Source organism: Shewanella sp. 125m-7 (assembly GCF_052977045.1).
On sequence record NZ_JBRILQ010000007.1, the window covers coordinates 107,020 to 120,348 of the forward strand.

At 43.3% G+C, this 13,329-nt stretch carries 10 protein-coding genes; 1 reads left to right on the top strand and 9 read right to left on the bottom strand.

Annotated features, from left to right (window positions below):
• Positions 1-151: 151 nt before the first annotated feature.
• From ACVBIL_RS05270 to pnp, 5 genes are all read right to left on the bottom strand, one after another.
• Positions 152-916, bottom strand: coding sequence for a TatD family hydrolase (locus ACVBIL_RS05270; protein WP_447165943.1), 765 nt, complete (start codon positions 914-916; stop codon positions 152-154).
• A gap of 29 nt (positions 917-945) precedes the next feature.
• On the bottom strand, positions 946-1,206 hold the full coding sequence (locus tag ACVBIL_RS05275) for a hypothetical protein (RefSeq protein ID WP_447165944.1): 261 nt from the start codon (positions 1,204-1,206) through the stop codon (positions 946-948).
• A 245-nt stretch (positions 1,207-1,451) separates the two neighbouring features.
• Positions 1,452-3,032 (bottom strand): peptide chain release factor 3, encoded by a 1,581-nt coding sequence (gene prfC / locus ACVBIL_RS05280; RefSeq protein WP_447165945.1) that lies wholly within the window; start codon positions 3,030-3,032, stop codon positions 1,452-1,454.
• 159 nt (positions 3,033-3,191) lie between these two features.
• Positions 3,192-4,085: a lipoprotein NlpI gene (nlpI, locus tag ACVBIL_RS05285; RefSeq protein ID WP_447165946.1), complete on the bottom strand. Its 894-nt coding sequence runs from the start codon at positions 4,083-4,085 to the stop codon at positions 3,192-3,194.
• Between the two features lie 171 nt (positions 4,086-4,256).
• The gene (gene pnp, locus ACVBIL_RS05290; RefSeq protein WP_447165947.1) at positions 4,257-6,362 is read right to left on the bottom strand and encodes a polyribonucleotide nucleotidyltransferase; all 2,106 of its coding nucleotides are present in this window, start codon (positions 6,360-6,362) and stop codon (positions 4,257-4,259) included.
• Between the two features lie 202 nt (positions 6,363-6,564).
• On the opposite strand from pnp, the gene ACVBIL_RS05295 reads away from it, so the two are divergent.
• On the top strand, positions 6,565-8,607 hold the full coding sequence (locus ACVBIL_RS05295) for a putative bifunctional diguanylate cyclase/phosphodiesterase (protein ID WP_447165948.1): 2,043 nt from the start codon (positions 6,565-6,567) through the stop codon (positions 8,605-8,607).
• A 198-nt stretch (positions 8,608-8,805) separates the two neighbouring features.
• Here the strand turns inward: ACVBIL_RS05295 and rpsO are convergent, their stop codons facing one another.
• From rpsO to infB, 4 genes are all read right to left on the bottom strand, one after another.
• Positions 8,806-9,075: a 30S ribosomal protein S15 gene (gene rpsO / locus ACVBIL_RS05300; RefSeq protein WP_012156278.1), complete on the bottom strand. Its 270-nt coding sequence runs from the start codon at positions 9,073-9,075 to the stop codon at positions 8,806-8,808.
• Between the two features lie 121 nt (positions 9,076-9,196).
• On the bottom strand, positions 9,197-10,144 hold the full coding sequence (truB, locus tag ACVBIL_RS05305; protein ID WP_447165949.1) for a tRNA pseudouridine(55) synthase TruB: 948 nt from the start codon (positions 10,142-10,144) through the stop codon (positions 9,197-9,199).
• Positions 10,144-10,572, bottom strand: a complete 429-nt coding sequence (gene rbfA / locus ACVBIL_RS05310; protein ID WP_447165950.1) for a 30S ribosome-binding factor RbfA — start codon at positions 10,570-10,572, stop codon at positions 10,144-10,146. Before rbfA ends, truB begins: the two co-directional genes overlap by 1 nt.
• Before the next feature lie 60 nt (positions 10,573-10,632).
• Entirely contained in the window at positions 10,633-13,323 is a 2,691-nt protein-coding gene (gene infB / locus ACVBIL_RS05315) for a translation initiation factor IF-2 (RefSeq protein ID WP_447165951.1), read from the bottom strand.
• Positions 13,324-13,329: the final 6 nt, after the last annotated feature.

Genomic DNA, 13,329 nt, shown 5'->3' on the forward strand with positions numbered 1-13,329 from the left:
TAATTATGTTGTTAACCAACCTTTTTTTACGACCCCGATTATACCCGACCACGTCGGTAAAAGCGTCGTATTGATCAAGTTTTTGAGGTTTCATTTCAATGATTTCGTTGGAATTTTCGGTGCGACAGACATCTGTTTATAAAGAAAAAAACTAAAGGTCAAAGAGTTGCGTGACGTTATAAAACATCTGTTCTGAAATTAGAACGGCTGACTTTTTTTGTAACTCAGCCATTTTTTGAATGATTTTAGGCAAAATTAGCGGGGTATTTCGAGTGTTTTGACTACTTTTAGGGGCCATTGCAGGTGAATCTGTTTCCAAAACGAATGACTCCAGCGGCAACTGAGCAACAGTGTGTTGCAACTTTGGTGCATTTTCATTGAGCAACAAACCACCAATGCCTAGTTTGTAACCCAAGTTAACGTATTGCATAGCAAGCTGTGGACTACCATAGAAACCATGAATCACCCCTTTTCTATTAGGCATCTCATGTTTAAGGCATTTTATCATTTCATCATGCGCCCGTACCGCATGCATAATCAGCGGTAAATCGAACTCTTTTGCTAAACCGATTTGAGCTTTAAAAAGCGTCATTTGTGTAATGAAATGACTTTTATGTAACTTATCTAGGCCACATTCTCCGACGGCAACTAATTTTGAGTCATCTTTATACTGTGTAAGTAATGTTCTTAAGTCAGTAATATCTTTATCTGTTGTACTTTCGCAATACCATGGATGGATCCCCAAACTATATAAACAGTTGTATTGCTTAGCGACTTCAATTTGCCGCCCCCATCGCTCAGACGAAACACCAGGGATCACAACAGTCTCAATACCTGCGGCTTGCATATCATCAAATAGCACAGCTCTATCGCAATCAAACTCCGGAAAGTCAATATGAGCGTGGCTATCAATCATCCGTTTTCCTTGGCTGGTTATGGTTGCCATTACTTTATATTGCCAGTGCTATCAGTTAACTCACATTCGTCGCCGACCTTATTACGTTTATCTGTATTGCGTTTATCTGTATTCGTGTCCGTCGTTGACAAGACTTTATTTGAAGGGCGCTTAGTAGAAAGACGACTCTTAGGGGCAGTCAGCTCAGGCTCAGTTAAGTGCGGTGCACAACATCGACGATTGTCCGCAGTTAAGCCCATTTGATCACACCATTGAATATACTTCTGCCATAACCGCTTTACATATCGCATCATTAATTCCTATTTGGCTTTAACTGTACTTACTGCATACTAGCTTCTCAACACAAGCAACCCCACTAATAATATGTTGTTAGCGAGAGTTAATCACCTTGTAAGCTAAGCTACTGAGCATAATACGCCATCGTCTCTCTATTCCCCTGCAAACAACATCAGCAACTATAGCGGCAAAAAACAAAACCCCAAGCATTGGCTTGGGGTTCAATAGAAAGCTGCGATATAAAAGCCAGTACCGGTTTTTAGTTTTCGCGAGTCTTAGCAAACTCAATATCAGGATAACGTTCCATCGAAAGATTTAGGTTAACCATAGTCGGTGCAATATAAGTTAAGTTATCACCGCCATCTAATGCTAAGTTCATACTGCACTTACGCTTGAACTCATCCAGTTTCTTGTGATCGCTACAATACACCCAACGCGCAGTCGCAACACTGATAGCTTCGTAAATCGCTTCAACTTTATATTCAGTCTTTAAACGTCCAACAACAACCTCAAACTGTAGTACACCCACGGCGCCTACAATCAAGTCGTTAGTGTCTAATGGTCTAAATACCTGTACCGCACCTTCTTCAGAAAGCTGTACCAGACCTTTAAGCAATTGCTTTTGCTTTAATGGATCTCTTAGGCGAATACGACGGAACATTTCTGGCGCAAAGTTGGGTACACCAGTAAAACGAAGCTTTTCACCTTGGGTAAAGGTGTCACCAATTCGAATGGTGCCATGGTTATGCAAACCAATAATATCACCGGGGTAAGCAACTTCAGCGCGGTTACGATCGCCAGCCATAAAGGTTAACGCATCACTCACGTTTACATCTTTACCTAGACGAACGTGGTGCATTTTCATGCCTTGCTCATAACGCCCCGAACACACTCGCATAAATGCCACACGGTCACGATGCTTAGGGTCCATGTTTGCTTGGATCTTAAACACGAAACCACTGAATTTTTCTTCTTCAGGCTGCACATTGCGAACTTCTGTTTCACGCGGTTGAGGGGTTGGCGCCCACTCGACAATACCGTCAAGAATGTGGTCAACACCAAAGTTACCTAACGCAGTACCGAAGTAAACAGGCGTCAATTCACCTTTTAAAAACTGCTCGAGATCAAATTCATGCGAAGCGCCAACAACCAATTCCATCTCATCGCGAATTTCTGCAGCGTAGCTGCCAATTGCTTCATCAAGCTCTGGGTTATCGAGTCCTTTTATTACACGTGAATCTTGTATGGTGTGCCCCATGCCACCTTGATACAGGATCACTTCATCACGTAATATGTGGTAAACACCTTTAAACTCTTTACCTGAACCAATAGGCCAAGTGATCGGCGCACACTTAATGTTAAGCACCTCCTCCACTTCATCCATCAATTCGATTGGGTCACGAATATCACGATCAAGCTTGTTCATGAAGGTTACAATCGGCGTATCACGCAGACGTGTTACTTCCATTAACTTAATGGTCCGCTGCTCTACACCCTTGGCAGAGTCGATAACCATCAGGCATGAGTCAACCGCAGTTAATGTACGGTAGGTATCTTCAGAGAAGTCTTCGTGACCAGGCGTATCGAGTAGGTTAACGAGGGCATCTTGGTAAGGAAACTGCATTACAGACGTAGTAATTGAGATCCCGCGATCTTTTTCCATCTCCATCCAGTCAGACTTAGCATGCTGACCTGATTTTTTGCCTTTAACGGTACCCGCTTTTTGTAACGCGTTTCCGAATAAAAGAACCTTTTCAGTAATGGTGGTTTTACCCGCATCTGGGTGAGAGATGATGGCGAAAGTGCGACGTTTGTCGACCTCAACTTTATAGCCTGACATGTTTACCTGTAATTCTGGGAGTGCACAAAGGCCGCAATTATAGCCGTTCACCTATATTTTGGCTACCAAACTAAAGAGTAAAATCAGTATGGGGATGATTTGTAAATAAATACCTACAAAAAAGCCTCCCTAAGGAGGCTCTTTATTGGTCGGCGACGCTTAATTTGCCGCCGCCTTTAATATTTCGTTTGTTCTAGCAAGCTCAAGTCTAGCGTATCTATGTTCTACAAAATCATAGATATTCGTGGCTAGTGCTAAGCGAAAGTAATTTGCGGCTTCAACGTTATCGCCACGTTTCTGCGCTATTTTTGCCATATAAAAATACGCTTCACAAAGACGCTCAGCATATTCATTAGGGTGTTTTAACCCCTCTTTTGCCAAGCTAAAGATCTGCTCTTTACTCTTTTGACCTAAATAATAATCGACTAGGGCTGTTGCCCAAGCATTAGTTTGCAGCTTAGCGCGATTATTCACTAATTGAGTTTGAGCAGCGAGTTCATCCACTTCACGTTCGGCTAAGTATAACCATAATACTCGATAGCCATCTGATGGGTTACGAACATAAAAGTCACTCATATCAGAGACTGCGAGATTCATCCTTTCACCATAATAAAGAGAAATCCCTCTATTAAGGTAAGCATAATCATAATTAGGAGACAACTCTAAAACGGCGTCAAATGCTTCATATGCACTTTCAAATTCACTTTCTTGAGTGTAGTAAATACCAAGAAAATTGTAGGCGTCGGCAAGATTAGGTTGTAGTTTGAGCGCTTGATGAAAATCAATACGGCTTAGAATACGCAGACCGACGCGATCATAGATAACACCGCGATCATAATGAAATCGAGCCCGTTGTTCAGGCGTTAGCTCAACGGATGCCAAAATCTCATTCAATTTTGCTAAGGTTATTTCTAATTTATAGTCAGGAGAAACTGGCGCGACTTTAATCGAAGCTTGTTGTTTGCTTTCAGACTGAGTCGATACACATCCTGTCAACAGCATACTCACGCTCGCCATAGCCACGACTACGGCAGTTCGCATCTTTTGATTCATCCATTTAACCTTTTGAGTTCGCCAATAGCTCCAATCATAGCAACCCCTATTCACGACTGCTATCAGGGATTTAAAAATAATCCAATTTGTGATGCTAATGTCATCAAAATAATTTGTGACAGGTACAAAAAAGGAGGCCATTGGCCTCCTTTTAATTCAAAGTGCTAGTGCTTATTCAGCAGCTGGCGCTTCGGCTTTAGGTGTAGCTTCTTTCATAGAAAGACGTACACGGCCTTGGCGGTCAACTTCCATCACTTTAACTTTAACTTCTTGACCCACTTCTAGGTAGTCAGACACGTTCGCAACACGCTCTTCAGCGATTTGAGAAATGTGTACTAGACCATCTTTACCAGGAAGAATGGTTACGAATGCACCGAAGTCTACGATACGAACAACTTTACCGTTGTATACAGTGCCTACTTCAACTTCTGCAGTGATCTCTTCAATACGACGGATAGCTTCTTTAGTTGCATCGCCATTTGAAGAAGCAATCTTCACTGTACCATCGTCATCAAGTTCGATAGTTGTACCGGTTTCTTCAGTAAGTGCACGAATTGTTGCACCACCTTTACCGATAACATCACGAATTTTCTCAGGGTTGATCTTGATAGTTGTGATACGTGGAGCATGCTCAGAAATATCACCACGGTGGCCAGAGATAGCCTGGTCCATTACGTTTAGGATATGAACACGTGCGCCGTAGGCTTGCTTAAGAGCAATCTGCATGATCTCTTTAGTGATACCTTCGATCTTGATATCCATCTGCAGAGCAGTAATACCGTCGCGAGTACCCGCAACTTTAAAGTCCATGTCACCAAGATGATCTTCATCACCTAGGATGTCAGAAAGAACAACGAAATCGTCACCTTCTTTAACTAGACCCATTGCGATACCCGCAACAGAAGTCTTAATTGGTACACCTGCATCCATAAGAGCAAGTGAAGTACCACAAACTGACGCCATAGAGCTTGAACCGTTAGATTCAGTGATTTCAGATACGATACGAACGCTGTATGGGAATTCTTCAGCCGAAGGCATAACCGCGTTAATACCACGCCATGCTAGCTTACCGTGACCAATTTCACGACGCTTAGGAGAACCAACCATGCCTGTTTCACCAACAGAGTATGGAGGGAAGTTGTAGTGAAGCATAAAGCGGTTAGTGTACTCGCCCATGATGCTATCAATCTTCTGTGCATCACGCTCTGTACCAAGAGTACAAGTTACTAGCGCCTGAGTTTCACCACGAGTGAATAGTGAGCTACCGTGAGTACGTGGAAGTACACCAGCCATAACGTTAAGTGCACGAACCATATCAGGCTCACGACCATCGATACGTGGTTGACCAGAGATAATACGGCCACGAACCACTTTCTTTTCTAAGCTTGCAAGAAGACCGTCGATTTCACGTGTATTAGCATCTGGGGTTTCAGCTAACAATGCTTCTTTAGCTGCATTCTTAACTACACCAACTTGAGCGTAACGATCTTGCTTAACTTCAATTTGGTAAGCTTCAGTAAGACCAGCTTCAGCCAAATCTTTGATCTTAGCAACAAGCGTTTCGTCTTGCACAGGTGCAGACCATTCCCATACAGGCTTATTAACTTCAGCTTGTAGCTCTTTAATTGCTTGAATAACCACTTGCTGCTGATCGTGACCATAAACAACTGCGCCTAACATGACTTCTTCAGGTAGTGCGCTTGCTTCTGATTCAACCATTAATACTGCACTGTCAGTACCAGCAACAGAAAGCTCAAGCTGGCTGTCAGCTAACTGAGATACAGTTGGGTTTAAAATGTATTCGCCGTTTACATAGCCAACACGAGCTGAACCTAGTGGGCCATTAAATGGAATACCAGAGATAGACAATGCTGCAGAAGTACCAATCATAGAGATAACTTCTGGGCTGATTTCTGGATCAACAGAAACAACAGTAATGATAACCTGAACTTCGTTTTTGAAGCCGTTCGGGAATAGTGGACGGATTGGACGGTCAATAAGACGTGCAGTCAGCGTTTCACCTTCAGATGGACGACCTTCGCGCTTAAAGAATCCACCAGGGATCTTACCGGCTGCGTATGTTTTTTCCTGGTAATTAACGGTTAGCGGGAAAAAGTCACGGCCTGGCTCTTCAAACTTCTTGCCAACAACAGTTACTAAAACTGTTGTATCACCCATACTTGCCAAAACAGCTGCATCTGCTTGACGCGCGATAACCCCAGTCTCTAATGTGACTGTGTGCTGACCATATTCAAAACTCTTTACGATTGGATTCACGTGAACCATTCCTTAATATTTAATTACCTTAATTACGCGCGTAAGTATACTTCATGTTTATTCAATAGATAAAGAGAATAGATTAATGACAAAGCGGAATCTTTTCTCTAAAGTGGTTCAATCAGTCAAATGACACTTGAGTCATACCGAGTAAACCATCAAAAAAGATAATATAAACCATTGATATAAAGGATGAGAATTGATGAAGGAGCGTTTCAAATCCCTCACATGGAAACAGACTATTTTGGTCGTATCGGCAACGCTTTTTTTTGCAGTTGCTATCTTTCTTATTGAAATTTTGCTACTCGTTGTCGATGCTCGCCAAGAGCTGACCGAAACCCAGCGTGAACTACTCGACTCTGTCGAACAGCCTGCAACAAATGCAATTTGGGCATTAGATGACGTGTTAGCAGCACAAACGATACAAGGGGTTTTAAAAGTCGAACATGTTGGCTCCGCCGTACTGGCGTTAGAAGATGGCAGTCAATTTGTTTCAGTGAACAACGGTTTGCCAGCAGATAGTGCCCAATTCTATACTGACGTTAGCACTGAATTATTTGGTGATCTTAAAGAAATATCTCGCTCTTTATATAGACCTTTTTATGTCGATAATAACGGCAACGAAGAACAGATTGGAATGTTAACGGTCTTTTATGACACCCAAGAGCTCACTAGCTCGCTATTTTCAACCCTTAGATTTAGCCTTTGGGCAACGCTGGCGAGAGCATTCTTATTAACGCTAGTTTTATCCTTGGTATTTCATCGTTTCTTAACCCAACCTATCGCGCAGATCAGTGAAGCTATTGATAACATAGACCCAGAATCGCCTGCTAATAACTTGCTCCCAACCACGCGGTCTCACAATAATGACGAGCTTGGGCTGGTAACCTCAAAACTAAACCAAATTCTAATTCAATTTGATAATACCCAAAATAAGTTACGAAAAATGGCGACCAGAGATCCCTTAACAGGGCTGCCGAACCGTACTTTACTGTTAGAAACCATCGCGGTAACCATCCAAAGAACCAAACAACAGCAATCTCAATTTGTACTATTATTTATCGATTTAGACCGATTTAAAAATGTAAACGATTCATTAGGACATGAAATCGGTGATCAGTTTTTAGTCCGGGTTGCGCGTAATCTTGAATTAGCCGTCGGCCAAATGGGTACTGTTGCAAGATTAGGCGGGGATGAGTTTGTTGTACTCGCTGATGGCTTAGAGTCACCAAACCAAGCTGCTGAGTTTGTCGACAAGCTGCTAAATCAACTCAACACACCTATGCAGCTAAACGAACATACAGTGCATCCTGCCGCATCCGTCGGGATCGCAATTTATCCAGATGATGGATTGCGGGCTGATGATTTAATCCGCCATGCAGATATCGCTATGTATAGCGCAAAAGCGGCGGGCTCCAATCAATGGGCCTTCTTTAAACCTCAAATGACCGAACGAGCCGCTGTTAGACTGCGCACAGAAGCATCATTACACGACGCCCTTAAAAACGATGAATTCCTGCTGCATTTCCAACCTAAACTTGATATCAAAACCGGCCTAGTCATTGGCTGCGAAGCGCTAATTCGCTGGAAGAGAGACGGGCACTTAATTAGCCCTATTTCTTTTATACCGGTCGCAGAAGATACTGGTATTATTATTCCAATCGGACGATGGGTAATAGAGCAAAGCTGTAAAACGATTCGAGATTGGCAAATCCGTTACAATTTTTCACTACCAATCGCGATTAATGTTTCTTCTCTGCAATTCCAAGATGCTAGTTTGGTGCCTGATATAAAACAAGCTTCACTACGATATCAAGTTGCACCAGAGTTATTAGAAATAGAGATCACTGAAACATCGCTAATGGACGATATTGAGTCTGCAATCACTAAGTTACAACAACTCAAAACCGCTGGTTTTGGTATTGCCGTTGACGACTTCGGCACAGGCTACTCTTCACTGTCATATTTGCGTCGTCTACCGATCACCACCATGAAAATTGATCGCTGCTTTGTGTCAGACCTACCAGAAGAAAGTGCTATCGCCTCTACTATCCTAATGCTTGGAAAACAGCTTAATCTAAACATTGTTGCCGAAGGGATAGAAAACGAGCAACAGCTGCAGTGGTTACAGGAACGTGGCTGCCAAATAGGCCAAGGATTTTACTTCAGCAAGCCGTTGCCAATAGCAGAGTTTGAGGCGAAGTACATAGCGGGCAAGCATTCAGAGATAAAAACGATTAGCTAACTATCCACACACTAAGCTATGTGTCATTTAATTAAATAATCAGAACACTCTTGGTAAATGATTAGCAACGAATCACTATGTTAACTGTTAACTGTTGAATGACTTATGCCCCTAGTAACGGCATTAACATCAAAAACGTTAAAATACAGGCACAAAAAAAGGAGGCTTAGCCTCCTTTTAATAGATCAGACGTTAAAATTAACGACGTAGACCTAACTTCTTGATTAGTTCCTGGTAGCGAACGTTTTCAGTACGCTTTAGGTATGCAAGAAGTTTACGACGTGTGCTAACCATACGTAGTAGACCACGACGAGAATGGTGATCGTGGATGTGCTCTTTGAAGTGACCTTGTAGGTGGTTGATCTGCGCAGTTAGCAGAGCAACTTGAACTTCAGAAGAACCAGTATCATTTTCACAACGACCGAATTCAGCTAGGATTTGAGCTTTAGCTTCAACACTTAGTGACATTTCTATCTCCAAAATATTACATTAAAAAATCTTTAGCCGATCACTAACTCAGCCAAAGGGGCGCGCCATTCTACCCATTTAGACTTTAGGTAGCAAGTCTAATCTAAGAATATGTCTTCAATTAGACTTGGGGCTCTCTTAATACGATGAGCCGCTTAGGAGCAAGCTGGCCATCATCATTCATTTGCCCAATACCGACAAACTGATGCGAATCACCGATAGTGATACGGACTAACTCATCGACAGGTAAATTAGAGACTTGCACAGGGTTACCATTCATTAAATACGTGGCCAGTTCATCAGAGACATTCACCTCTTTAAAAGCACTTACCGCAGTATCCATGGGTAACAATAGTGGATCTAACACCTCAGATAGCGTCAAAGACTCTTCTTCGGCTTTAGTCACTAGCTCTTCAAGTTGCTTTAGTGACACCATCTTATCGTATGGGTAACCTGCAACTTGGGTACGGCGCAACATGATAACATGAGCCCCACAGCCTAACATCTCGCCTAAATCATCGGTGATAGTGCGGATGTAAGTGCCCTTAGAGCAATGGATATCTAAAGTTAACTCATCGCCTTCAAGGCTAATAAAGTTAAGCTCAAATACATTGATTGGGCGGGCTTCGCGTGGTATTTCGATGCCTTCACGCGCGTATTTATATAAAGGCTGGCCTTGATATTTAAGCGCTGAGTACATCGAAGGAATTTGCATCGTCTTGCCGCGAAAATGTTCTAAAGCAGTATCTAACTGCTCTTGAGTGAAGTTAACTTCTCTTGTTTGAACAATTTCACCATCAGAGTCACTGGTGTCTGTGCGCTGACCCAGTTTGGCGGTCACTAAATAACGCTTATCGGCGTCAAGTAAGTGCTGCGAGAACTTAGTCGCCTCACCTAAGCAAATAGGTAACATACCCGTAGCTAGCGGATCCAGAGCGCCTGTATGACCTGCTTTATTTGCATTAAAAAAGCGTTTAACTCTTTGTAAGGCAAAGTTAGAGCTCATACCGGTGTCTTTATCTAACAGTACAATACCGTCGATAAAACGGCCGCGAGAACGACGTGCCATTACTTATCGCCCTCATCCTTAGATTCATCTTCAGCAGCATCAGTTTCTACGCCGTGCTGCTTCTGTTTGGCTTCATCATTGCTAATAACACGGCTAACTAGGTTAGACATGCGCATACCTTCAACCAGTGAACTGTCATAGATAAAACGAAGCTCAGGCATAACGCGTAACTTCATACGACCAGCAACGAGTGAGCGGATGTAGCCTGCTGCAGCATCGAGTGCTTCGACTTTCTTTTGAACAAGACTTTCATCTTCTTCATAAAAAGTAACATACACTTTTGCATAGTTTAGATCGCGAGTAACATCGACATCATTAACCGTCACAAACCCAATACGAGGGTCTTTCATATCACGTTGTAGCACCTGTGCAAGCTCTTGTTGAAGCTGCTGTGCGATACGACGTGTACGACTAAATTCTTTTGCCATAATATATTTGCCATAAATAGTAAGGGCGGCTAACGCCGCCCTTATAAGTAATAAGATAGATTACAAGGTGCGTGCTATCTCAACGGTCTCGAAGACTTCAATCTGATCGCCAACTCTGACGTCATTATAGTTCTTCACACCGATACCACATTCCATACCGTTACGAACGTCGCTAACGTCATCTTTAAAGCGACGTAGTGATTCAAGTTCGCCTTCGTAGATAACGATGTTATCACGAAGAACACGGATTGGAGCGCTACGCTTGATCGTACCTTCAGTTACCATACAACCCGCAATTGCGCCGATCTTAGGAGACTTAAATACGTCGCGAACTTCAGCAAGACCAATAATCTCTTGTCTAAACTCAGGAGCAAGTAGACCACTCATCGCATCACGAACTTCATCAATCAATTGATAGATGATGCTGTAGTAGCGTAGATCAACACTTTCGCTATCGATAACTTTACGCGCTTGTGCATCAGCACGAACGTTAAAGCCAACCATAATCGCGTTAGATGCTGCAGCAAGTGTTGCATCGGTCTCAGTTAATCCACCCACACCACGTGCGATGATATTAACTTTAACTTCGTCAGTTGATAGAGCGTTTAATGAATCACAAATAGCTTCTAATGAACCTTGAACATCAGCCTTAAGCACGATGTTCAACTCTTCAACTTCGCCTTCAGTCATGTTAGCAAACATGTTCTCAAGCTTAGACTTTTGCTGACGAGCCAACTTAACGTCACGGAACTTACCTTGACGATATAGTGCAACTTCTCGCGCTTTACGCTCATCGCGTACAACCGTTGCTTCATCACCGGCAGATGGCACACCTGAAAGACCTAAGATCTCTACAGGAATAGATGGACCCGCTTCAGTAATTGTATTACCGTTTTCGTCTCTCATAGCACGAACTTTACCGTACTCAAGACCACATAAAACGATATCACCCTGCTTCAGGGTACCTTCTTGTACAAGTACGGTTGCAACTGGACCACGGCCTTTATCAAGCTTAGATTCAACAACAACGCCAGAAGCCATGCCTTCTTTGATAGCTTTAAGCTCAAGTACTTCAGCTTCTAGAAGAATGCCTTCTAATAGCTCATCCACACCAGCGCCTGTCTTAGCTGAAAGGTGAACAAACATGTTGTTTCCGCCCCAATCTTCAGACATAACGCCATGCTGAGAAAGCTCTGACTTTACACGATCAGGATCAGCTTCTGGCTTATCCATCTTGTTAACTGCAACGATTAAAGGTACGCCGCCCGCTTTCGCGTGCTGGATAGCTTCAATAGTCTGTGGCATAACGCCGTCATCAGCAGCAACCACCAAGATAACAATATCAGTAGCCTTAGCACCACGAGCACGCATAGCGGTAAACGCTGCGTGGCCTGGAGTATCCAGGAAGGTGATCATGCCATTTTCTGTTTCAACGTGGTATGCACCAATGTGCTGAGTAATACCACCCGCTTCACCTGATGCCACTTTAGCACGACGAATATAATCGAGTAATGAAGTCTTACCATGATCCACGTGACCCATGATAGTGACTACTGGAGCACGAGTCTCAGCTAATACATCGCCGTTACGATCTGCAAGCACTTGATGCTCTAGCTCGTTCTCACGAGTCAGAACAACCTTGTGACCCATCTCTTCAGCAACAAGCTGTGCAGTTTCTTGATCTAGGACTTGGTTAATCGTAACCATTGATCCCATCTTCATCATCTGCTTAATGATCTCAGTCGCTTTGATTGACATCTTAGAAGCAAGTTCAGAAACAGATACTGTTTCACCAATACTTACATCGGTCTTAACCACTGCAACAGGCTTAGTGAATGCGTGATCCATTGACTCTGGAGCAACGCTACGGTTGTTGCTACGAGAATTACGTGAATTACGGCTATCACGACGGTTATCTTTACCACCGCGCTTATTACCTTTACCGCTTGGCTTAGCACCTGCGTTTGCATTAGTGTTAGTGTTGTTACCCGCATTTGCAGAAGGCTTACGTGGGCGACGACCGCGCTTTTCAGCATTAGCATCAGCAGTATCTTCAGCTGCACGCGCTTCAGTAGACGTGGTCACATGGTGATCACCTGTCTTTTCAGCTTCTTTACGGGCCTTTTCTTCATCAGCCCAACGCTTCTCGTTTTCTTCCGCTAAACGACGAGCAACTTCTGCTGCAGCCTTTGCGTCTTCGTCAGCTTTCGCTTTCGCAACTGCGTCTTGACCGGCTAGCAATTTAGTTTCTTCTGCTTTTGCTGCTTTTTCTTCAGCACTTTCTTGAACTGGTTTATCTGTTTGCACTTTTACTTTCGCCTTAGCTTCAGCATCAACTTTTGCTTTAGCTTCTGCGTCGGCTTTCGCCTTAGCTTCTGCCTTTGCTTTCGACTCAGCTTCTGCTGCAGCTTTAGCTTCTTCAGCTTTAGCTGCGGCTAGCTCTGCTTCAGCCGCTTCATCGCGTTTTACGAAGGTACGCTTTTTACGTACTTCGACTTTAACGTCTTTTGACTGTCCGCCACTACCAGCAACACTAAGTGTTGAAACTGATTTGCGTTGTAATGTCATTTTAGTTGGGGCTGCATCGCCACCGTGTTGCTTCTTAAGGAAATCAAGCAACTGCTGTTTTTCAGTTTCAGAAACCGTATCACTTGCCGACTTCTTAATACCAGCCTGAGAAAACTGCTCGACTAAACGATCAGTACTTTTCCCAACTTCCTGGGCTAGCTTGTCTACTGTAGTATCCGCCATATATAA